Source organism: Streptomyces sp. NPDC054047 (assembly GCF_055585065.1).
The window spans coordinates 1,097,339-1,119,710 of record NZ_JBVJKV010000002.1; the positions used below are offsets into that span (position 1 = coordinate 1,097,339).

Sequence of the window (22,372 nt, forward strand, 5' to 3'; positions counted from 1 at the left end):
GCTAGATGATGTCCTCCGCGATCTCCGCCTGCTCACGCTCCGATCCGTACGCCGACGGCGTGCTGTAGGAGCGCCGCGCCACGAACCACCACACCGTGGCGAGGATCAGCACCACGGCGAGCGCGATCGACGCGTAGTTCATCGTGTCGACCGTCACCGGCGAGACCTGCGGCAGGCAGAACAGGACCGTCACGAACGCCACCCAGAGCACGGCGATCCAGCCGATGGGCTTGCTCCAGCGGCCCAGGTTCCACGGTCCTGGCTGGAAGCGGTCGCCCGCCCGCAGCCGCAGGAAGATCGGGATGGCGTACGCGGGGGTGATGCCGATGACGTTGATGGCGGTCACGGCCGTGTACGCGGTCGCCGAGTACAGGGAAGGCAGCGCGATGGCCGCTGCCAGACCGACCGACAGCCACACGGCCGGCACCGGCACCTGCGTGCGGGAGCTGACCTTGCGCCAGATCTTCGAGCCGGGCAGCGCGTTGTCGCGGCTGAACGCGAAGACCATCCGGCTGGCCGCCGCCGTCTCGGCGTTGCCGCAGAACAGCTGCGCCACGATCACGATGAGCAGCAGGGCCGTCGCGCCGGACTCGCCGAGTGCGTCGATCATGATCTGCGCGGGTGGCACCCCGGTGTCCGTGTTCTGCGCCCCCGCGTAGTCCTGGATCGCGAAGGTCAGCCCGGCGAGCAGGATGAAACCGGCGATCCACGAGGCCCAGATGGCCCGCACGATGCCGCGCGCCGCCGAGACGGACGCGTTGGAGGTCTCCTCCGACAGGTGCGCGGACGCGTCGTACCCGGAGAACGTGTACTGCGCGAGGAGCAGGCCGATCGCCGTGACGTAGAGCGGGTTGTCCCACCCGGTGTCGTTGACGAACTCGCCGAAGACGAACGACGGCGACTGGTGGTGGTCCGGCACGATCGCGAGGACGCCCACGATGACCGCGACACCGGCCACGTGCCACCACACGCTGATCGAGTTGAGCAGACTGACCAGACGTACGTTGAAGAGGTTCAGGACGGCGTGCAGCAGCAGGATGCAGAGGAAGATCAGGAAGGTCTTCTCCGGCGTCGGCGTGAAGCCGAACTGGAGGTTCAGAAAGGCCCCGGTGAACAGCGCGGCGCCGTAGTCGATGCCCGCTATCGCACCGAGCAGGCCGAGCAGGTTCAACCAGCCGGTGTACCAGCCCCAGCGGCGCCCGCCGAGCCGGTCGGCCATGTAGTAGAGGGCCCCCGACGTGGGGTACGCGCTGGTGACCTCGGCGAGTGCGAGGCCCACGCAGAGCACGAAGAGACCGACGCCCGCCCAGCCCCAGAGCATCACGGCCGGGCCGCCCGTGCCCAGGCCGAAGCCGTACAGGGTCATGCAGCCGGAGAGGATCGAGATGACCGAGAAGCTGATGGCGAAGTTGCCGAAGCCGCCCATCCGGCGCGCCAGGACCGGCTGGTAGCCGAGCTCCCTGAGCCTCTGTTCCTCGTCGGGCAGCGGGGCGGTGGTCGAGGCTGGGCTCGACCAGGTGGTGCGGGACACGGATGTACCTCCGTCGGGGAGCGGTCGATCGGGGAGCGGGTGGTGCCGATGGGGGTGGTGCCGATGGGGGAGGCCGGGGTCGGGGGCCTCAGCCCGGATCGCGTACGGCGCTCAGACAGCGCGTACGTGCCTGCATGAATGCCTCGGCCGCCGCGTCCGCGTCACCGGGCGACCGTGTGCGATACGTCCACGGCGCCACGGTGTAGAAGGGGTCGAGTGCCTCGAACACCCGGGTGGCGTCCTGGAATTGATGCGCTCCCCACAGGGCGTGGGCCACGTAGTTGAGGTCGAGGAGCGAGGTCGCGGCGGGCAGCGCGTGCTCGAACCACAGGTGCAGCGCGCGCAGGGCGGAGCGGGTCGCGTCCTCCCCTATCCAGTGCAGATCCAGGGCGTGCTCGGCGCCGCCGTCCTTGCGGTACCGCTCGACGCGCACATACAGGGGCAGTACGTGGAGCGCCGAGCCCGTGTGGGCCGAACCGGACGCCCAGTGGGCGAAGTTGACCGCTTCGGTGAGCGGGCCTCCGGGGCGGCGGGTGTACGCGAACTGGAGCATCCGGTGGTAGGCCTCGCGGTTGCCCGGGTCGCGCTTGTCTGCCTCGGCCAGGAGATGCCAGGGGCCGGGGAACAGCATCGGCTCGGGGGCCGGCACACGGTGCTCGTCCCACCGCTGCCCCTTGTCGAGCTGGGCGAGGGCGAGCAGGCAGACCCACGGCACGGGGTCCTCGGGCGAGGCGTCGATCGAGGCGCCGCACGCGGCTGCCGCCTCGCGCCACAGCTCGTTGGTGTGGCGGTGCCCGGCGCGATGGGCGCGCAGGGTCCGCTCGACCAGGACCCGGGTATGCAGGACGGAAGCGGCGGCGCTGTGCGGCTCCTCGGCCTGCCAGGCCCTGACCACGTCGGAGCCGGCGACGGCGGCCGCCAGGATCTGCGTACGTTGCGTCCACAGTCCCCAGTCGGGAGTCGAGTCGAGCAGGTTGCGCGTCGACACCCAGCGACCCGTCTTGAGGTCCTGGAGCACGGCGCGCAACTGTTCGTCGTGGCCCGCCGGGTGGTACACGGGGCGGCCTGACGGAGTGGGCATGAATCCTTCTGTGGGGGAGGGCGGAGGGCAGGTGATGGCGTGAACTGGCCTGTGAATCATTGATGTTGTTTCGGCGGTCAGTGTAGATCCGCAACTTCCGTTCTCAGGGCGATTCGTGGATCTTTTGGGATCGACTTATGGTCAACTCGGCGCGCCGGTTGGCAATTTGGGAGACAAGTGGGTCGGGATCGGCGCGCGAAGGGGGCCCTTGACGCCTTCCGTGCCGCTGTAGCAGGCTTCCGCGGTGATCACGAATGGCAGAGGACCGCGCGGCGAGGCTGTCCTCGCCATCGACCAGGGCACGTCCGGCACGAAGGCTCTCGTCCTCTGTCCGGAACGCGGGGTGATCGGTTCCGGCACCGCGCCCGTACGCCCGCGCCACCTCCCCGGAGGCCGGGTGGAGGTAGATCCGGCGGCGCTGCTCGCCTCGGTCGTCGACGCGGGACGCCGCGCCCTGGCCGACGCGGGAGAGCCGGTCGCCGCGGTCGGCCTGGCCAACCAGGGCGAGACCGTGCTGGCCTGGGACCCGGCGTCCGGCCGCCCGCTGACCGAGGCGATCGTGTGGCACGACCGGCGGGCGGAGCCGCTGTGCGCCGAACTCGCGCCGTACGCGGATGAGGTGCGGCACCTGACGGGACTGCCCCTCGACCCCTACTTCGCCGCGCCCAAGATGGCGTGGATACGCCGCAACCTCACCCGGGAAGGCGTCGTCACCACCAGCGACGCCTGGCTGGTCCACCGGCTCACGGGCGAGTTCGTCACCGACGCGGCGACCGCCGGACGCACCCAGCTCCTCGACCTGGACGACGTCACCTGGTCACCGCGCGCCCTTGACGTCTTCGGCCTGGCCGACGAGCGGCTGCCGCGCGTGGTCGACGCGGCGGGCCCGGTCGGCACCACCAAGGCGTTCGGCCCCGAACTCCCCTTGACCGGCCTCCTCGTCGACCAGCAGGCCGCGCTGCTCGCCCAGGACGTGACCGAGCCGGGCACCGCCAAGTGCACCTACGGCACCGGCGCGTTCCTGCTCGCCCAGACCGGCTCACGCCCGCGCAGGGGCGACTCCGGCCTGGTCACCTGTGTCGCCTGGCGGCTCGGCGGGGAGAGCAGCTACTGCCTGGACGGGCAGGTCTACACCGCCGCCTCCGCCGTCCGCTGGCTCACCGACCTCGGGGTGATCGAAGGGGCCGCGGACCTCGACCTCGTGGGCTCGTCGGTGCCCGACGCGGGCGGCGTCACCTTCGTGCCCGCGCTCGCCGGGCTCGCGGCGCCCTGGTGGCGCGGCGACCTGCGCGGCTCGATCACCGGCCTCGGCCTCGACACGTCCCCCGGCCATCTGGTCCGCGCCCTGTGCGAGGGCATCGCGGCCCAGGTCGCCTCCCTGGCCGACGCGGTCGCCGCCGACCTGGGCGAGCCCCTGACGAGCCTGCGCGTCGACGGCGGTCTGACCCGCTCGGCCCTGCTGATGCAGACCCAGGCCGACCTGCTCCAAATCCCGGTCGAGGTGTCGGCGTTGCCCGATGTCACCGCCCTCGGCGTGGGCGCGGTCGCCCGCATGGGCCTCGACCCCAAGCTCACGGTGCGGGACGCGGTCTCCCGGTGGCGGCCCGCCACGGTGTACGAGCCGAAGATCGACGCCACCCGGGCCGCCGAGCGCATCGGCGGCTTCCGCGCGGCGGTCGATACCCTCCTCGACCGCGCGCCCGTGCCGTCGTCATGACCGTCACCACCAAGGGGCCGCTGCCCTCCGAGCCCTACGACGTGACCGTCGTCGGCGCCGGGGTGGTCGGCTCCGCCATCGCCCGTGAACTGGCCGGATTCCAGCACCTGCGGGTCGCCCTGGTCGAAGCCTCCGGCGACGTGGGCGACGGCACGTCGAAGGCCAACACCGCGATCCTGCACACCGGTTTCGACGCCGTGCCGGGCTCCCTGGAGTCCCGCCTGGTGCGCGAGGGGCAGCGCCTGCTCGCCGCGTACGCCGCCGCGAGCGGCATCCCGGTCGAACCGGTCGGCGCGCTGCTCGTGGCCTGGGACGGGGAGCAACTTGCGGCCTTGCCGGGCCTGTTGAAGAAGGCGAAGGCCAACGACTACGACGAGGCCCGGATCATCGACGCCGACGAGGTGCGGACCCGCGAACCCCACCTCGGTGAAGGCGCGTTGGGCGCGCTCGACGTCCCCGGCGAGTCCATCATCTGCCCCTGGACGACGACACTCGCGTACGCCACCCAAGCCGTGCGCGGGGGAGTGGACCTGCACCTCAACTGCGAGGTGGAGACGATCGGTCCGTCGCCCACGGGGCCGGGCGGCGGCTGCCGTGAGCTGACCACGCCCCGCGGCGTCGTACGCACCCGCTACCTCATCAACGCCGCGGGGCTGCACGCCGACGCGCTCGACCGCGGACTGCTCGGGCGGGGCGCGTTCACGGTGACCCCGCGCCGCGGCCAGCTCATCGTCTTCGACAAGCTCGCCCGCGACCTGGTCCGCCACATCCTCCTGCCGGTGCCGACGGCACTGGGGAAGGGGGTCCTGGTGGCGCCGACCGTGTACGGAAACGTCCTTCTCGGCCCCACCGCCGAGGAGTTGGACGACAAGATGGCGACGGGTACGACGGAGGAAGGCCTCGCCGGGCTGCGTGCCAAGGGCCGGCGCATCCTGCCCTCCCTGCTCGACGAGGAGGTCACCGCTGTCTACGCGGGGCTGCGGGCGGCCACCGAGCACGACGACTACCAGATCCACAGTTCACCGGAGGAGCGGTACATCACCGTCGGGGGCATCCGGTCCACGGGTCTCACCGCGTCGATGGCGATCGCGGAGTACGTCGTCGGCCTGCTCGCCGACGCGGCGGGCCCCGACCTCGACCTGACGGCGGCCGGAAACCTGGAGCCCGTCCGCATGCCGAACCTCGGAGAGGCGTTCCCCCGCCCCTACCAGCGTGCCGACCTCATCGCGACCGACCCCGCGTACGGCAGCATCGTCTGCCACTGCGAACGCGTGACCCGCGGCGAGATCAGGGACGCCCTCATCAGCACGGTCCCGCCCGGCTCGCTGGAGGGCCTGCGGCGCCGGACCCGGGCGCGCGGCGGACGCTGCCAGGGGTTCTACTGCGGGCCCGCGGTACGCGAACTCTTCGACGGCTGGGGCGAGTCGGGGGCGGCGCGATGAGGCGGCGGCGGAGCGTGGACGTACTCGTCGTCGGCGCGGGCCCCGCGGGGCTCGCCGCGGCCGAGCGCCTCAGGGCCTTGGGCGCGGGCGCGGTGGAGGTCCTCGAACGGGAGGCGCGGGCCGGCGGGGTGCCGCGCCACTGCGACCACGGAGGGTTCGGGCGCTGGGGAGTGAGGGGGCCGCAGTACGCGGAGGGCCTCGTCGAGGCCGCGCTCGGCGCGGGAGCGGCGGTACGGACCGGGGTGAGCGCCACCGGATGGGCCGGGCCGCTCTGTGTGGACACGACGGGACCGCACGGCCTGGAGCGGATCACTGCGCGGGCCGTGGTCCTGGCCACCGGCGCGCGGGAACGGCCGCGGACGGCACGGCTCGTGCCAGGGACACGCCCGGCGGGGGTGTTCACCACGGGGGAGCTCCAGCAGGCGGTGCACGTCTACGGGCAGGAGATCGGGACCCGGGCGGTGGTCGTGGGGGCGGAGCCGGTGAGCTACGCGGCGCTGTCCGCGCTGCGGCGCGCGGGGGTGGAGGTCGCCGCGCTCGTCACGGAGGAGGCGCGGGCGCAGGTGGGGTGGGCGCGGGCCGCGGTGACTCGGCTCGGGGTGGACCAAGTGCCGCTGCTGACCGGGGCGCTGGTGGCCGAACTCCTGGGGCGTGGGCGGCTGTCGGGGGTGCGGCTGCGGCGGTCCGACGGGCGGGAGAGCGTGCTGGCCTGCGACACGGTGGTGTTCACCGGAGACTTCGTCCCCGACCACGAGCTGGCGCGGCGCGGGGGCGTGCTGCTCGACCCCGGGACGCGGGGCCCGGCGGTGGACGGTTCCTTCCGCACGGCTTCGGAGGGAGTCTTCGCGGTGGGCAGCGGGGTACATGCGGTGGAGCCGGCGGGGGTGGCCGCGGGGGAGGGTGCGCGGGTCGCTCGCGCGGTGCGGGGGCATCTGGAGGGTGCGGGGTGGCCGTCCGGCGTGCCGGTGGTGGTGGACGCCCCCCTGCGGTGGGTGGCGCCGAACCGGCTCGCGCCCGGCGCTCAGGGCGGTCGCTTCCTCCTGCAGACGGCGGAGGCCGTGGTCTGTCCTGTCCTGGTGGTGACGCAGGACGGGCGGTGCCTGCACCGGGAACGGGTGCTGCGGAGGGTGCCGGCCCACCGGGGGTTGTCTCTCTTGGGGGGATGGGTGGGGAGGGTGGATGCGGGGGGCGGTCCGGTGCGGGTGGCGGTCGGGTAGGGCCTTTCCCGTCCCCAACCCCACCCCTTCCCACAAACCCGCTCGGCGCGGGAGCCTTGGTTGCCGTCATCACCGGCTCCGCCGAGCTCGTCCTCAAACGCCGGACGGGCTAGGACTTTCCAGCACCGGCCGGAATGTTCAGCCCCTCCGGCGTTTGAGGAGCGGGGGTCTGGGGGCGGAGCCCCCGGTAGGTCCAGGGCCCAGGCGCGGTATATGGGAAAGATCGCTCTTCCGCCCGGCGCTCGCTGCCCGTACACTCCAAAACTAGCAGTGCTAATTTACGTCACGCCGTTGCGCCGCAACCCCGCAGACGACGACCGCAAACGATCCGGAGCCGTATCGTGCGCCCAGTCCACTTCGCCGCAGCCCGCCGCACCCCCATCGGCAAACTCCGCGGCACCCTCTCCTCCGTCCGCCCGGACGACCTCGCCGCCACCGTCGTACGCGGTCTCCTCGCGGGGACCCCCGAGCTGGACCCCGCCCGGATCGACGACGTCTACTGGGGCGCCGCCAACCAGGCGGGCGAGGACAACCGCAACGTGGCCCGCATGGCCGCCCTCCTCGCAGGGCTCCCGGAATCCGTGCCCGGCGCCACCGTGAACCGCCTCTGCGCCTCCGGCATGGAAGCCGTCACCGCAGCCGCCCGCACCATCGCGTCCGGCGAGGCCGACGTCGTCCTCGCGGGCGGCTCCGAGTCGATGAGCCGCGCCCCCTTCGTCCTGCCCCGCCCCGACGAAGCGCTGCCGCACAAGATGGAGACCGTCGACACCCGCCTCGGGTGGCGCCTGGTGAATCCCGCGATGAAGGACCTGCACGGCGTCCTCGCCATGGGTGAGACCGCGGAGGAAGTGGCGCAGCGCCACGGCGTCTCCCGCGAGCGCCAGGACACCTTCGCCCTCCGCAGCCACCACCGCGCCGCCGAGGCCCGCAAGAACGGCCACTTCGACGCCGAGATCCTCCCCGTCACCCTGCCCGACGGCACCCTCTTCGAGCGCGACGAATGCGTCCGTGAGGACACCTCGTACGAGAAGCTCAGCGGCCTGCGCCCCGTCTTCCGCAAGGGCGGCACCGTCACCGCGGGCAACGCGTCGCCGATGAACGACGGCGCGGCCGGGCTCCTCCTGGTCAGCGAGGAAGCCCTGAACGAGTTCGGGCTCGAATCCCTCGGGCGGTACGTCGCGGGCGCCTCCGCCGGCGTGCATCCGGACGTCATGGGCATCGGGCCCGTCCCCGCCACCCAGAAGGCGCTCACCCGCGTCGGCTGGTCCATCGGCGACCTCCAGGAGGCCGAGTTCAACGAGGCGTTCGCGGCCCAGGCCCTGGCCTGCGTCGACGCCCTGGGCATCGACCCGGAGCTGGTGAACCCGACCGGCGGCGCCATCGCCATCGGTCACCCCCTCGGCTGCTCCGGCGCCCGCATCCTCACCACGCTGCTGCACCGCATGCGCCGCACCGGCGCGGCCCGCGGCCTCGCCACCATGTGCGTGGGCGTCGGCCAGGGCAGCGCGCTGCTCGTCGAACGCGGCTGAATCCCACAGCCCCCAGGCCGCACGGCCCCAGGCGGCACAGCCCACCCAGGCCGCACAGCCCCAGGCGGCACAGCCCACCCAGGCCGCACGGAACGCAAGGAATCGGAGCATCACCCATGGCCACGCTGTCCCTCGCCGCGATCCTCGCCGAGCCCGCCCGCCGTCACCCGGACCGCACCGCCCTCGTCGAGGGTGAACTGCGGCTCTCCTTCGGCGAGTTGTGGGAGCAGGCCCGCACGCAGGCGGCGGCGCTCGGGGAGCTCGGGGTCGGGCCGGGGGACCGGGTGGCCCTGATGGCGCCCAACACCGCCGAGTTCCCGCGCGCCTACTACGCGATCCTCGCCGCGGGCGGCGTCGTCGTCCCCGTACACCTCCTGCTCTCCGCCGAGGAGGTCGAGCACGTCCTGCGGGACAGCGGCGCCACCCTGCTGCTGTGTCACCCCGCGCAGGCCGAGACGGGCAAGGCCGCCGCCGCGGCGACCGGCGTACGGATGCTGACCCTCGGCGCGGACGGCGAGCTCGACACCCTGGCGCACGCGGCCCAGCCGCTCACCAGCTACGTCACCCGCGAGGCCGACGACCCCGCCGTCGTCTTCTACACCAGCGGCACCACGGGCGTGCCCAAGGGCGCCGTGCTCAGCCACCTCAACCTGGTGATGAACGCGACGGTCTGCGCCTTCGACGCCCACGACGTGCGCGGCGACGACGTCGCGCTCGGCGCGCTCCCGCTCTTCCACGCGTTCGGCCAGACCGTCTCCATGAACGCCACCTGGCGCGCCGGCGCCACGCTCGTCCTCCTGCCGCGCTTCGACGCCGCGCGGGCCATCGCGCTGATGGCGGCGGAGGGCGTCAACACCTTCCACGGGGTGCCGACGATGTACGTGAACCTGGTGGCGGCCGCGGCGACGGCCGCCGAGCTGCCCGCGCTGCGGCTCGCGATCTCCGGCGGTGCCTCGCTGCCCGTAGCCGTACTGGAGCGCTTCGAGGCGGCCTTCGGCGTACCGGTCTACGAGGGGTACGGGCTCTCCGAGACCTCGCCCACCGCCTCCGTGAACCAGCCCGTCTTCGGCACCAGGGCGGGCAGCATCGGCCACCCGCTGTGGGGCGTGGACGTGGAGATCGCCCGCGCCGACGTCGAGGGGCGGATCGAGCTGCTGCCCACCGGGGAGCTGGGGGAGGTCGTGATCCGCGGGCACAACGTCTTCTCCGGCTACCTGGGACGCCCGGAGGCGACCGCCGAGGCCGTCGTCGACGGCTGGTTCCGCACCGGGGACCTCGGCACCAAGGACGCCGACGGGTTCCTGGCGATCGTCGACCGCAAGAAGGACGTCATCATCCGCGGCGGGTTCAACGTCTACCCGCGCGAGGTCGAGGAGGTGCTCATGCGCCACCCCGACGTCGCGCACGTCGCCGTGATCGGTCTGCCCGACGAGGTGCACGGCGAGGAGATCTGCGCCGTCGTCGTCGCGGCGCCCGGCTCCGCGCCGGACGCCGCGCGGATCACCGAGTGGTCCAAGGAGCACCTGGGCCGCCACAAGTACCCGCGCCGCGTGGAGTTCACCGGCGAGCTGCCGCTCGGACCGAGCATGAAGGTCCTCAAGCGGGAGCTGCGGGTCACCTACAGCGGGGCGTAGGCCCCCGGCGGTCCGGGCGTCCAGGATGTGGCCGCCGCTGACGGCGCGGAGATAGTTGGGCCTAGCATCTGTTGCTGGCATGGACATATCTCTGATGGACGTATCCCTCTGGGAATACGCCGCGCTCGCCGCGGCCGCGGTGCTGGTCGGCTTCTCCAAGACCGCCGTCAGCGGGGCCAACACGGTCAGCCTCGCCGTCTTCGCCGCGGTCCTTCCGGCCCGCGAGTCGACGGGCGTCCTGCTGCCCGTCCTGATCGCGGGCGACGTACTGGCCGTCCTCACCTACCGCCGCCATGCCCACTGGCCCACCCTGTGGCGGCTGTTCCCCGCCGTCGCGGGCGGCGTGGTGGTGGGCGCGGTCTTCCTGATGTGGGCCGACGACGCCGTCGTCCGTACGTCGATCGGGGCGATCCTGCTCCTGATGGCGGCGGTCACGCTGTGGCGCCGCCGGGCGCCCGCGGACGAAGCGGAGGAGCCGGCGTCCTCGCGCGGAGCCCGGCTCAAGGCCCCCTCCTACGGCGTGCTCGGCGGCTTCACCACGATGGTCGCCAACGCGGGCGGCCCGGTGATGTCGATGTATCTCCTCTCCGCGGGCTTCCGGAAGCTGAGCTTCCTGGGCACGTCGGCGTGGTTCTTCCTCATCGTCAACACCTCGAAGGTGCCGTTCAGCGTGGGCCTCGGTCTGATCGACGCGCACTCGCTGCTGCTCGACGCGGCGCTCGTGCTCTTCGTCGTCCCGGGCGCCCTCATCGGCAGGGCGGTCGTGCACCGGATCAACCAGCGTCTCTTCGAGCAGCTGGTGATCGGGGCCACGGTCCTCGGCGGCCTCCAGCTGCTGCTGCGCTGAGCGCGGGCCCCGGCCGTCGGTCCGGGCCCGGCCGTCGGTCCAGGCCCGGCCGCCGGCCTAGGCCTTGCTCAGCGGGACGGGCCCCCGCGCCTCGGGGGCGAGGCCGTGCTCCAGGTCCTCCACGAGCAGCCGCTTCGCGATCGCGTCGACGGCCTTGACGAGGTCCTGGTCCGCGGGCCGGCCGCTGTCCTTCTCCACCTGCTCGCCCAGCCACTTGGCCCACGCCTTGCCGATCACGTCGGCCTCGCGCTCACCCGCGGGCGTGTGCGAGAAGAGCAGGCCGGAGCGGGTGAGGAAGCCCTCCTCGACCATCCGGTCGAAGACCGGGACCAGGACTTCGTACGGCAGCTGCCGCCGGGCGGCAATGAGGCCGAGACTCGCGTGACCGACCATCCGGTCGAAGAGCGACACCTGCATCACGGCCCACGCGCCCGCGATGTCGAGCCGGGTGTCGGAATCACGGATGACACGACGCGCGGTGTCCATACCGGTACTGCGGATGATGTTGCCGACCGCCAGTTCGAGCACCTGGTCCGAGCTGCCGCTCGACGTCGGTGACGCGAAGCCCTCGCCCATGTCCGCGGAGCTCATCCGCGCGCTGTCGCGCAGCTGCACCTGCTTGAGGAAGAGGGCCACCACGAACCCCAGCAGCGCCACGGGAACCGTCCACAGGAACACGGTGTGCAGCGTGTCGGCGTACGCCTTGATGATGGGCGCGGCGGCTTCCGGGGGAAGGTCGTGCAGCCCCTGCGGACTCTGCGCGGCCTTGGCGACGACAGCGGGATCGGCGGCCCCCGCCTTGGCCGCGGCGGCGACGCCGTCCGCGAGATTCGGCTTCAGCGTGTTGGCGTAGATGGTGCCGAACACGGCGGTGCCGAAGGAACTGCCGAGTGTACGGAAGAAGGTGACTCCGGAGGTCGCCGTGCCCAGGTCCGAGTAGACGACGGTGTTCTGCACGGCGATCGTCAGGACCTGCATGCAGAGCCCGATACCGGTACCGAGGACGAACATGTACAGCGATTCGAGCCAGGTGCTGGTCTCGCTGCCCATGAGGGAGAGCAGATAGAGCCCGAGCGCCATGACCAAGGCGCCGATGATGGGAAAGATTCGATACGTCCCGGTCTTGCTCACCACGTTGCCGCTGAAGATCGAGGCGATGAGCAGCCCGATCACCATGGGCAGCGTCCGCACGCCCGAGATCGTGGCCGAGTCCCCGTCGACGTACTGCAGATAGGTCGGCAGGAACGTCATCGCGCCCAGCATCGCGAAGCCGACGATGAAGCTGAGGATCGAGCAGACCGTGAAGACGGGGTTGGCGAACAGGCGCATCGGCAGCATCGGCTCGGCGGCCCGCGTCTCGACCACACAGAACAGCGCGAGCGCGATCGCGCCGCCCACGAACAGCGCGATGATGGTGCCCGAACCCCACGCGTACTGGTTGCCGCCCCAACTCGTCGCCAGAATCAGCGCGCTGGCGCCGATCGCGACGAACGCGATGCCGAGATAGTCGATGACGGGACGCACCGCCGATCGCACGACGGGGATCGTGCGGGCCGCGGCGATCACCACGACGATCGCGATGGGTACGTTGACGTAGAAGGCCCAGCGCCAGGTCAGATGGTCGGTGAAGAGCCCGCCGAGCAGCGGTCCGATCACGGTGGCGACGCCGAACACGGCGCCGATCGCCCCCTGGTACTTGCCGCGCTCGCGCAGCGGGATCACATCGGCGATCAACGCCATCGAGGTCACCATGAGCCCGCCGGCGCCGATGCCCTGGAGGGCGCGCCAGGCGATGAGCAGCGTCATGTTCGTCGACAGGCCGCACAGGAACGAGCCGGTGATGAAGACGATCGCCGACACCTGAAAGACGATCTTCCGCCCGAAGAGGTCGCCGAACTTCCCGACGAGCACGGTGGCGACGGTCTCCGCGAGCAGATACGACGTCACGACCCACGACATGTGCTCGGCGCCGCCCAGATCCGCCACGATCGTGGGCAGTGCGGTGCCCACGATGGTCTGGTCGAGTGCGGCGAGCAGCATCCCGAGCATGATCGTCACGAAGACGATGTTGCGGCGGCGCTTGTCCAGGACGGGCGGCCCCTGCTCAGGGGCCTCGGCGGCGGGCTCGGCGGTGGTGGTCACACGGTCACCCTCACACCGCGCCCGGGCCCGTGCATGCGGGGCCGGTCCGGTCCGGTGACGCGGGGACGGGCCGACCGCGCCCATTCGGTCAGTCCAGGTTGCGGCGCAGCAGATAGGTGTCCATGATCCACCCCTTGCGCTCGCGCGCCTCGGCCCGGAGGGCCTCGATGCGGGGAGCGGCCTCGTCGAGCGGCCCGGAGACGAGGATCTCGTCGGGGGTCCCGAGATAGGCACCCCAGTAGATGTACAGGCGGCCACCTGCGTGACCTTCTTGGTACTGCCGGAAGGCCTGCTGGGCATCGAGCATCACCACGACATCGTCGACACCCTCGGGAAAGCCGCCGTCGGCGAGGCGGCGCCCGGTGGTGATCTGCACGGGGCGGCCGACGCGGTTCAGGCCGGTGCGGTGCCTGGCGGCGAGCGAGGAGACACTGCTGATGCCCGGCACGACGTCGTACGAGAAGGTCACCGCACCCCGGTCGAGGATCTCCTCCAGAATGCCGAGCGTGCTGTCGTACAGCGCGGGATCGCCCCACACCAGGAACGCGCCTGACTCGTCATCGCCCAGCTCGTCGCCGATGAGCCGCTCGTAGATGTCCGCGCGGCGGCTGCGCCACTCGGCGACGGCGGGGGAGTAGTCCGCACCGCCCGCCTTCCGGTCACGCGCGGGGTCCCGCACCTCGACGGCGCGGTAGGCGCCGTCACTGCCGCCACCGCCGTCACCGCAGTGCGCGTCGAGGATGTCACGCCGCAGCCGGACGAGGTCGTCCTTCTCCTCGCCCTTGTCGAGGATGAAGAACACGTCGGTGCTTTTGAGGGCCTTGACGGCCTGAAGGGTCAACTGGTCGGGGTCGCCCGCACCGATGCCGATGACATGAATCTTTCGCACGGCGAAAGTCTGCCACCCGGCCCTACGGCGTCACGCGCTGCCGGCCCCGCGCAGCCGTGGGGCGTGCTCGGCCGCGTCGATCGTGGGCCCGTCCCCTTCCAAGGACCGTGCCAACTCCCGCGCCCACACCACCAGTCCGTCCAGATCAATCCCGTGGGGCCGCTCCCCCCACGTCCCCGCGCCGATCGCACCCGCGCCCCTGAGCAGCAGCCGGGCCCCGCCCGTGATGTTGCCGCGGGCGGAGTGGGTCAGCCCAACGGCCAGCTGAGCGAGCCCCTTCCACAAGTCGCGCTCTTCCTCGGGCCCCGACTTCCAGGCGTCCTCGAAGACCTCGTGCGCGTGAAAGGGCCGCCCCGCGTCGAGCAGGGCCTGCGCCTGCGCGACTGTCTCCTCCGGCGTACGCGTCACCCCTTCGGGCTGCCGCTCCACCCCCTCGGTGCCGTACGGCAACGGCCGCCCGAGCCCATCACGCGGCCGCGCGTTGCGGGCCCGCCCTTCCTCGTCACGGTCACGGTCACGGTCATCGGGTCGGGGTGCGGTGCTCATACGCCGATTGTCCCTCGCCAGGCGTCCGCCGGGGGGAGCGGACCACCCCCGAACGTGGGGTAAAGTTCTGTTTGCGCGATCACGCAGAACACCGCGAGACACGCGCATCGGGACGTGGCGCAGCTTGGTAGCGCACTTGACTGGGGGTCAAGGGGTCGCAGGTTCAAATCCTGTCGTCCCGACTCGAGAGAGTCGAGGTCAGGGCCGGTTTCGGAGCAATCCGAAACCGGCCCTTAATCGTTTTTGGGGACCACTTGAGGACCGGCGTTCCTTGACCGGTGTCAACGAGTGAGGGCGTGCGGGCTCGGCAGGGTACGTGGGGCGCACAACGCGCCGAGGTGTGCGGTGAGTGCGGTTCCGGCAGCCGAGATCTTGTGTATGTCCGGGTGCAGGTAGCGCTGGGTGGTGGTCAGCGATCCGTGGCCGGCGATGCGTCGCAGGATGTGGATCTGCACTCCGGCGTCGGCGAACCAGGTCAGGCCGGTGTGCCGGAGGTCGTGACGGCGCATCGGCCGTTGTCGCAATCGAACGCTCCGGGCTGTGCAGGAATGCCCCGGGTACTGAGCGACGGAGGCTTCTTGCAGTGGGCAGCGGTGGCTAGGTCGACAGCGCGACGGACAGGTGAGGACCTGGCTGGACGAGGAGTGCCCTGCCACGGCCGACAGAGTCGGAGTGGACAAGGTGGAGCCGGTTTGGGCGGATCAATGCGGGTTGCGCTCCGACGCGGGGCCGCCGGGCCGGTCTTGGGCACCAATCCGCAAGTCAATTCTCTGCACGCCCTTATGAGGGTTACAGCAAGTCCCAGATATACGCGCCAGCCCGGCCGCCACCTATGAGGCGGCGAGAGGAAGTACCCCCGATCCAGGCGAGAGAAGTGAGTGTCTGTTCGGTTCGTGTCATGGCGATCGACACCCCGTGTTGATCCCAGATCCGCACGGAGTGGTCGTCACTGACTGTTGCCAAATAGGCGCCATCAGGTGAGTAGGCTAGGGCTCTTACAGTGACCGAAGAATTGACGAAATCTGAAACTCGGCTCAAATGATTATTGTGGCCGCGAATTTCGAGGAGACAGGTAGGTCTCGCAGGTGCTACTGCGTCCCACACCCGCACATAGCCGTCCTTGTCTCCGGAAGCAAGTCGGGTGCCATCGGGCGAATAGGCCAGAGCCTTCACCTTGCCGGGGTGGCGGAGACGGTACTTGGGCTTGCCGGAGTCCGGAGCGATGATCAAAATGCGGAAGCCGACTGCAACAGCAAGCTGGCTTCCGTCGGGGGAGTATGCCAACGCGAGTACTTTGGCCCTTACGCGGGTCTTGGCGGATCCTGTGGCGAGGTCCCATAGCTGCATGGAGTCATCGCCCCCGCTGGCGAGTTGGGTTCCATTCGGGGCGTAGGTCACCGCGTTCACCCAATCGGTATGCCCTGTGAGGGAACGTACCAGGGTGCCAGATTCTTGGTTCCAGATACGAACAATATGGTCGTCGCAACCGGTCGCGACATGGCTTTCGACAGGTGCGTAGGCCACCGTGCGTACCCGATCAGGGTGTTCAGCGAAAGCGCGGAGCGTGTCGGTAGCCAGTTCGTAAACGTGCAGTGCATGGTTTGGGCCGGGAAAAGCGAGAGCGGCCTGAGTGCCATCGGGTGCAACGGCGAGGGCCCTCACACATGCGGAGCGGGAGTCGTCGAACGAGCCGTTCGGGTCCCAGAGCAGCACGGCACCGTCCTTGCCGGCGGTTGCAAGGCGTCGTCCGTCGGGAGAGTACGCCATTGCGTACAGATTCCCAGTGTGACGGGTCAGTGTCTGGGAGATGACGCCGGTGGCCAGGTCCCAGATCTGCACTTTTCCGTCATGGCCCGTAGTAGCCAGCTGTCCTCCGGCGGGTGCGAAGGCCACTCTTGAGACCGCGCCCGTGTGGCCGTCGAGTGTATGGACCAGAGACCTGCTGGCCACGTCCCAAATCCACGCGACGCCCTGATTCCCCGCAGCAGCGATCAGTGCTCCGTCGGGGGAGTAGACCACCGTACGGACCTTGTTGGTATGTCCAGTCAAGACGCCGATGGAGGCGCTGGTGAGCGGATCCCAGATCCGCACTGTTTCGTCGTAGCCGGCCGTAGCGATTTGTGCACCGTCGGGCGAGTAGGCCACGGCGCGGACCCTGTCGGTGTGTCCGGTCAGGATGCCGATGGAGGCCCCAGTGGCCGGATCCCAGATCCGCACCGTCTCGTCACAGCCAGCCGTAGCGAGTTGGCCGCCAACGGGTGAATATGCCACGCGGCGGCCTTTGCGTGTGTGCCGCCGGGGAAGGGTGTGGGCGACTTTACCGGTGGCGATGTTCCAGAGCCGTACTCGCGTCCCGACAGTGGCCAGCTGCGCTCCGTCTGGTGAATAGGCAAGGTCGCAGATGCGGTCGAGCGTCTTCACCCGTAGCGAGCTCATGGTCATGCCGCTCGACGGATCCCAGAACCGGATGGATCTGTCGTCGCCGGCGGTGGCCAGTCGCGTGCCATCGGGTGAGAATGCAAGAGAGTGGACCCAGTTTTTATGACCATTGAGGGCACGTTCAGAGACCGAGCCGGGGAGGTCCGGCAGCTCGAAGGAACTGACTAGAACGGGATTCACTCCCTGGGCGCGACGCAAGACGATCTGTTCGCGCCAGGCAGGGAGGTGGCTAAGGCGGTCATGAAGGATTCCCACGACAGCGTGCGCCGGGTTCGTAGGCGTCAGAAGGTGGGCGATCCGCGCGATGTCGCGAGCTCGCTGGCGTGAGCCCTCCGTAGGGACACGGAGGCAATCGTTCTGTGCAGCGGCCGCTCCCCGCTGTAAGAGGCGTGATTCCACCCAGCGCAAGTCGCCACTCGTTGCCTCGGCCTCAGTAGTCCGCCCGGCCATCAGCAAGTGGTCCAGGATATTGTCATGGATATATCCATATCCCGTCTGCCACCACTGACGTCCACTAGGGGCGCTGTCCGACGGGTCTGAATTATCAGACGGCAGGAGGGCGGCGCACGCGTCCAGAAATGTCTCGTTGGTCTGCGTCAGACGCTCAGAGCCGAGTTCGGCTCGCAGATAGTCGCGTACGACATCGTGCAGGGCCAGCGACCCTGTCGCCCCCTGAACGGGATTGGCAAGAGATAGCCCTGTAATCTTCCCGAGTAGAGCTTGGGAAGCGGTAGAGCTCAACCCCGCGGTTCTCTGCCATAAGGCTTCCACCAGCGCCGGAGGGATGGCATCATCCGCAGCGAACACGGACAGTTCAGCAAATCGATCCCCGCCGTGCTCCGGCAGCAACCCGGCAGCGGCCTCGATGGTGGCCCGCACCGCTTTGGCCCGATGCCTCGGGTCGTCCAGCTCGATGAGTTCCCACGGGTCGTCGACCGCCGTCGGCCCCGCTGCGCGCATCTCCCGCAAAATGCGTTGTGATGCTGCCGCAGCTGCCGTCATTCTGGAAGGTTCGCCTTCGTCAGTGACGAAGCTACTCTCGGCAAATACCGCCCTGTTGATCAGACGCAGCAACAGAGGCCAACGGCCCGTTGCTCTCAGGAGTTCCTCCACACATTCCGGAGGCAGCGGCGGGAGTTCGCGCAGCAGCACCTGACGTGCCTGCGCCGGGGACATCTCATCAACCACGATTCGATGGCCCGCCCCGGGAAGTATCGCCGGACGACGCGTGGTAACCAGCCGGACACAATTGCTGCCACCGATCACGAACGGTCTGAGCTGCTCTGCCTCCCACACATCGTCAAGCACAAGAAGGGTCCGGGAGTGTTTTTGCAGCAAGCGACCAAGGTGCGCACCTGCCATCTCCGGGTCCTGGAACACCTCGGTATTGCCCGTGATGAAGCGTGTGACCTCACCAACCTTGGCCGAAATCGCTGCACGTCCGCGGACGTCACGTCCCACCGTGACCCGAAAGACTCGGCCGCGGAAGCGCCGCTGCACCCTGCGGTTCGCGCAGACCAGATCGGCAATCGTAGACTTGCCGAACCCGCCAGCGCCCTCAAGCACCGCAGTGATGCCGGCGGCTCCCCGTCGGGAGGAACACACGGCGGCGATGGCCTGTTCGGTTTGGGAGCGACCGATTACCCAGTTTGGTATCTCGGCCGGCCCAGGGGCTGGCGGATCTTCCTCGACGGCGGACAGGCGCGTTGAAACGGTGGTCAGCAAGATGGTCGCCACCGTCGCCACCGTGAGCATGACGGCAACTGCTGGCCATGGATGCTCTCGTAACGCATCAAGAATGCCCGGCCAGTGAGCGTCCTCAGTCGCCGAATTACTCGCAAGGGCGAGCAGGGCAGTCGACACAGCCACAGCGACCGTCAGCCCGATCGCTACCCCCCGCAGTCTGGTCACTGATCCCCCCTCGCCCCTAGATTTGGTGGCACGTTATCCATCAGCAGCTCCTGAGTCATGCTTGAGACGTGCTCAGTCGAGACGTCGGTCCAGGGTCAACAGTGCCAGTGCGGTGGCCGCAGCCTCGCGCCTTCCCGGCAGCGACCGTTGGCGAAGCGGCAGTGGACTCCCTCTGGGTCCCTTGGCCGCAGCCCAGCTCTACACCACCAACGCCAGCCCTCTGGTCGAGAGCAAGGGCCACTCGCCGCTGTGCCGACACGCCCACGAACGCGCGGTCGTGGCCGGCGACGACCTCCTCACGGTCGCCGACCTCATGGCGCGCACCGACTTCGGCTGGTGCAGCAAGTGCGGCGGCTACGCCATGCGCAGGCTCAGCGAAACTCAACTGTCCTACTATCGGGCGGCTCACCAACTGCACGACACCAAAAGGCGATTCGACCGCGGGACCGGAACCTCCGAAACCGAGATCTCCACGGTGATCGCTCGCCTGGACGAACTGGTGGCCTGGCAACCGGAGAGTGAAGCAGAGTGGTGCGGCAGTGATTCCAGGCAATTGCAGGACACCATCCGCGAGCTCAGGCGGCGGGTCGCGAGTTCTCACACCAAGACCGTCCCTGGCGAACCCGCCTCCTGACCAGGCGGCGGTCCTCGGACGTGCGTCGCGGATGCCCCGTCGGCGATGACACAAGCGTCTCCTCCAACTGGTCCGAAAGCTCGGCGAGGTTGACTTGGGGACCAGCTCTGGGGACCAGTGGTCTGCGCAGGGACCTTGATCGTAGCGTCGACCGTGGTGAAGATCCGGGAAGCGGACGGATGCGCCCAGCACGTCGACCTCCTGATTGATGACGTGGCGCAGGTTCAAACCCTGTCGTCCCGATCATGCGGAAACGCAGGTCGGAGGCCGTTCTCTCATCCATGAGAGGGCGCACTTTCGCGTACCGAACTTGGGGCATCTCACCCGGTCATTCCTCAGGTACCCGGAGGAAGCAGGACCCCGCGCTCGTCCGGGGCGCTGTTGAGCAGGTCGCGGTGCGGAACGTCATCTGTCGCGTAGTTGTAGCGGGTGGTCAACAGCTCCTTGAACGCCTGCGGGTTGGGGGTCGTCATAGCGGAGCCCAGATTCCAGCGGCGTTGGGCGACGGCCAGCAGAGTCACGTCCATCTGTTTGCGCAGGCTGTCAGCGGTGAAGGCGTTCAGGGACAGTGCGGTTGCGTAGTGACTTTCCGGTGTCCGGAAGAAGCGGGTGGGATAGTCCCGGGGAATGCTGTCCGGGCTGGCCTGCTGCAGTCGCAGGTTAGCGGCGATGTTGGCCAGGGCCACCAGGATCTGCCAGTCGAGCCATCCTTCCTCGCGCAGTTCCTGCAGTCCTGTGCGGGTGTCCGGGTCGGCCAGGACACGGGGCAGTGTCTCGCTGAGTACCTGGGGCAGGTCGGTGTAGTTGTCGTGGATCATGTCGAGTGCTCTGGTTCGGTCGTAGCCGGGTCCCGGTGTCGTGGGCTGGGAGAGTTGCGGGGCGGTGGGCGGCTGGAATGCCGTGTCCGACCACGGCGGCATAGCGGTTTGCCGCAGAGCGTCGTAGTGGGCCTCGGTCAGCAGACCGGCAGCTTCGTCGTAGGGGCGGCCGCTGATCAGTTTGTGCAGGAGTCCGCGGGCGAATGTTGTCTCCACCAGGGACATGAACGCCTCGGTGGGCCTGGCGCTGAGGTGGGCCAGCAGGTGCACCACCGTGGCGGACAGTTCGTGTTCGAAGGCTGTGTGGTCGGTAGAGGCGTTGTAGGGGCTGAGAATGACGGTGCAGTCGACGGCGTGATTGTTGGGCCGGAAGGTGACTCTGTCCCCTCCGCTCAGTGGTGTGCCCGTGATCACCCGGACCAGGATGTCCTGGGGAAAGAACAGAGGATCGTGCGGGGCGAGTTCCGCAAGCGAGATCTGGACCGCGGCGGTGAAACGCTCGGCTGCCAGGACGGTGGCGCGGGTGTTGTCGCATCGGATCCGCCATGTCGTGCCCAGGGTTGCGAAGTTCAGATCTCGGTGTGCTCCCACGTCCGAGAACGGTCTTCCGGTGAGCTGGTCGTCTGCGTTCTGGATGAACTGCTGCTCGGTCTGCGCGAAGCTGGGCCGGATCAGCGGGAGGTGTTCGTCCAGGTCGGCCAGGTAGTCCGCATCGGTGAGCTCGCGCAAGGTCGGCAGGAGCGCGGGGCGGAACCGCTCTGCGCTGAGCATCACCATGCTGGCGTGGAAGTCGAGTTGCTGGATGTAGCCGTGAGAGGGGTAGTCCTCCGGGGTGTCGGCGAACAGGTGGTGGGCCATGAAGGCGAGTCCGCCGAGAGCGAGGGCGTCGCCCCAGTGGCCCGCCGCGTGGGTATGGGCCATGGCTTGGGCCAATGTGGCGGGCAGCAGGTCTGCATGTTCTTGGCCCGTGGGTGAGGCTGCGACGGCGGCGGCGGTCAGTGCGTACTGCCGGGCGGCTTGCTGCAGGTCCAGGTCGCCGTAGATCTTCCCGATCATGCGCATGGTCAGCAGCGCGCCGCGCAGGGTGTCGCCGTGCCACCAATTGATTTTGACCTCGTGCAGTTCGTGCAGCGCGTCCAACGGTCTGCCCGCGCGCAGGAATGCCATCGCACGGTCCCGGCAGCGTGCAGCGACACTGCTGTCGCCTGTGAGGTCTGCCTGCGCGGCGTCCAGCGCGTCGCGGATTTTCTCGTAGCGAGGGTCTTCGGTGAGGGCGGGTGCGAACATCTGGAACGTCTCGCTCACACCGCCGACCGGGAAGGCACGGGCCTGCGGCAGCAGGTCGACCAGCTGGTCCAGACAGTCCATCGCCTCGGTGACGTCCACCGGGCGGCTGGCCGGGCTGACATCGGGCACGATCTCACCCGCCAGCCGCAGCCGTGTCGTCTCCTGCGGGGTGGGTAGCACCCCTGCGGCCGGGCGTGTGACCTGCGGCCAGCGCGGGTGCAGACACAGACGGGCGGCCACGTCGAGGAGCGACGCCTTGCGTACCGGGTAGACAGCGGCGTCGGTGTCCTCGATCAAGACGGCCACACGCTGCCGCAGGCGCAGGTCCAGCTCGCGCAGTTCCTCGGCGTTCGTCGTACCCATGTGACGCAGCCAGGCGCCGCCCCAGTACAGCAGCAGTTGGCCCGCGTCATCCAGGAGCGCGACACGCTCCGAGGACAGGGCGGCGTCGATGACCGCCCGGATATCCGCTTCGACACCGTCCAGGCTGTTCTTCCCGCGCAGCTCGGCCAACACCCGTTCGTAGCGCGCCCGCAGGGCAAGCTCTCCGTCCCCGGCGTCGATGAATTCCCCGACGTAGCCGAGCCACTCGGGCAGGTCCACCCGCGCCTCGTCGTCGAAGGTCGCATGCCGCAAACCGTCCCGGACCTCGGACAGGGCTCCCGGCGTCAGACGCTTGCCCGGCCGCTCCCGCAAAGCGGTCAGGGT

General features: G+C 69.5%; 14 protein-coding genes, 1 tRNA gene and 1 pseudogene. 8 read left to right on the forward strand and 8 right to left on the reverse strand.

What is annotated here, in order from left to right:
- Position 1: 1 nt before the first annotated feature.
- Both ACZ6ZP_RS11420 and ACZ6ZP_RS11425 read right to left on the reverse strand, forming a co-directional pair.
- On the reverse strand, positions 2 to 1,531 hold the full coding sequence (locus ACZ6ZP_RS11420; protein ID WP_351161563.1) for an amino acid permease: 1,530 nt from the start codon (positions 1,529 to 1,531) through the stop codon (positions 2 to 4).
- A gap of 88 nt (positions 1,532 to 1,619) precedes the next feature.
- Positions 1,620 to 2,612, reverse strand: a complete 993-nt coding sequence (locus ACZ6ZP_RS11425; protein ID WP_351161566.1) for a hypothetical protein — start codon at positions 2,610 to 2,612, stop codon at positions 1,620 to 1,622.
- Between the two features lie 244 nt (positions 2,613 to 2,856).
- Between ACZ6ZP_RS11425 and ACZ6ZP_RS11430 the strand changes: the two genes are divergently transcribed.
- The 6 genes from ACZ6ZP_RS11430 to ACZ6ZP_RS11455 all read left to right on the forward strand — a co-directional run bounded on the left by ACZ6ZP_RS11430 (position 2,857) and on the right by ACZ6ZP_RS11455 (position 10,998).
- A complete protein-coding gene (locus tag ACZ6ZP_RS11430; RefSeq protein WP_351161569.1) occupies positions 2,857 to 4,329 on the forward strand; it encodes an FGGY family carbohydrate kinase in 1,473 nt (490 codons plus the stop codon).
- Positions 4,326 to 5,771: an FAD-dependent oxidoreductase gene (locus ACZ6ZP_RS11435; RefSeq protein WP_469406486.1), complete on the forward strand. Its 1,446-nt coding sequence runs from the start codon at positions 4,326 to 4,328 to the stop codon at positions 5,769 to 5,771. Before ACZ6ZP_RS11430 ends, ACZ6ZP_RS11435 begins: the two co-directional genes overlap by 4 nt.
- Entirely contained in the window at positions 5,768 to 6,988 is a 1,221-nt protein-coding gene (locus ACZ6ZP_RS11440; protein ID WP_469406489.1) for an FAD-dependent oxidoreductase, read from the forward strand. The genes ACZ6ZP_RS11435 and ACZ6ZP_RS11440 overlap by 4 nt, the downstream gene beginning before the upstream one ends.
- Before the next feature lie 341 nt (positions 6,989 to 7,329).
- Positions 7,330 to 8,517, forward strand: coding sequence for a thiolase family protein (locus ACZ6ZP_RS11445; RefSeq protein WP_351161577.1), 1,188 nt, complete (start codon positions 7,330 to 7,332; stop codon positions 8,515 to 8,517).
- Positions 8,518 to 8,633: 116 nt separating this feature from the next.
- Positions 8,634 to 10,151: a long-chain-fatty-acid--CoA ligase gene (locus ACZ6ZP_RS11450; RefSeq protein WP_469406490.1), complete on the forward strand. Its 1,518-nt coding sequence runs from the start codon at positions 8,634 to 8,636 to the stop codon at positions 10,149 to 10,151.
- Between the two features lie 79 nt (positions 10,152 to 10,230).
- Complete coding sequence (locus ACZ6ZP_RS11455) at positions 10,231 to 10,998, forward strand: sulfite exporter TauE/SafE family protein (RefSeq protein WP_383823556.1); 768 nt, start codon at positions 10,231 to 10,233, stop codon at positions 10,996 to 10,998.
- A 57-nt stretch (positions 10,999 to 11,055) separates the two neighbouring features.
- Here the strand turns inward: ACZ6ZP_RS11455 and ACZ6ZP_RS11460 are convergent, their stop codons facing one another.
- The 3 genes from ACZ6ZP_RS11460 to ACZ6ZP_RS11470 all read right to left on the reverse strand — a co-directional run bounded on the left by ACZ6ZP_RS11460 (position 11,056) and on the right by ACZ6ZP_RS11470 (position 14,575).
- The gene (locus tag ACZ6ZP_RS11460) at positions 11,056 to 13,140 is read right to left on the reverse strand and encodes an MDR family MFS transporter (RefSeq protein ID WP_469406491.1); all 2,085 of its coding nucleotides are present in this window, start codon (positions 13,138 to 13,140) and stop codon (positions 11,056 to 11,058) included.
- 88 nt (positions 13,141 to 13,228) lie between these two features.
- On the reverse strand, positions 13,229 to 14,029 hold the full coding sequence (gene cobF / locus ACZ6ZP_RS11465) for a precorrin-6A synthase (deacetylating) (RefSeq protein WP_469406492.1): 801 nt from the start codon (positions 14,027 to 14,029) through the stop codon (positions 13,229 to 13,231).
- Positions 14,030 to 14,059: 30 nt separating this feature from the next.
- A complete protein-coding gene (locus ACZ6ZP_RS11470) occupies positions 14,060 to 14,575 on the reverse strand; it encodes a DUF309 domain-containing protein (RefSeq protein ID WP_469406493.1) in 516 nt (171 codons plus the stop codon).
- A gap of 108 nt (positions 14,576 to 14,683) precedes the next feature.
- Between ACZ6ZP_RS11470 and ACZ6ZP_RS11475 the strand changes: the two genes are divergently transcribed.
- A tRNA-Pro gene (locus ACZ6ZP_RS11475) sits at positions 14,684 to 14,757 on the forward strand.
- 99 nt (positions 14,758 to 14,856) lie between these two features.
- On the opposite strand, the pseudogene ACZ6ZP_RS11480 reads toward ACZ6ZP_RS11475, so the two are convergent.
- Positions 14,857 to 15,084 (reverse strand): annotated as a pseudogene (locus ACZ6ZP_RS11480) (tyrosine-type recombinase/integrase); the annotation flags it as partial.
- 280 nt (positions 15,085 to 15,364) lie between these two features.
- Complete coding sequence (locus ACZ6ZP_RS11485) at positions 15,365 to 18,925, reverse strand: WD40 repeat domain-containing protein (protein ID WP_469406495.1); 3,561 nt, start codon at positions 18,923 to 18,925, stop codon at positions 15,365 to 15,367.
- A gap of 181 nt (positions 18,926 to 19,106) precedes the next feature.
- Between ACZ6ZP_RS11485 and ACZ6ZP_RS11490 the strand changes: the two genes are divergently transcribed.
- Positions 19,107 to 19,559 (forward strand): hypothetical protein, encoded by a 453-nt coding sequence (locus ACZ6ZP_RS11490; protein ID WP_469406497.1) that lies wholly within the window; start codon positions 19,107 to 19,109, stop codon positions 19,557 to 19,559.
- A 335-nt stretch (positions 19,560 to 19,894) separates the two neighbouring features.
- Here ACZ6ZP_RS11490 and ACZ6ZP_RS11495 read toward each other — a convergent pair whose 3' ends face one another.
- Positions 19,895 to 22,360, reverse strand: coding sequence for a hypothetical protein (locus ACZ6ZP_RS11495; RefSeq protein ID WP_469406500.1), 2,466 nt, complete (start codon positions 22,358 to 22,360; stop codon positions 19,895 to 19,897).
- Positions 22,361 to 22,372 lie beyond the last annotated feature (12 nt).

Coding starts and splice junctions, on each gene's coding strand:
- ACZ6ZP_RS11425 (WP_351161566.1), bottom strand. CDS start 2,612: ATGCCCACTCCGTCAGGCCGCCCCGTGTACCACCCGGCGGGCCACGAC.
- ACZ6ZP_RS11435 (WP_469406486.1), top strand. CDS start 4,326: ATGACCGTCACCACCAAGGGGCCGCTGCCCTCCGAGCCCTACGACGTG.
- ACZ6ZP_RS11440 (WP_469406489.1), top strand. CDS start 5,768: ATGAGGCGGCGGCGGAGCGTGGACGTACTCGTCGTCGGCGCGGGCCCC.
- ACZ6ZP_RS11450 (WP_469406490.1), top strand. CDS start 8,634: ATGGCCACGCTGTCCCTCGCCGCGATCCTCGCCGAGCCCGCCCGCCGT.
- ACZ6ZP_RS11455 (WP_383823556.1), top strand. CDS start 10,231: ATGGACATATCTCTGATGGACGTATCCCTCTGGGAATACGCCGCGCTC.
- ACZ6ZP_RS11470 (WP_469406493.1), bottom strand. CDS start 14,575: ATGAGCACCGCACCCCGACCCGATGACCGTGACCGTGACCGTGACGAG.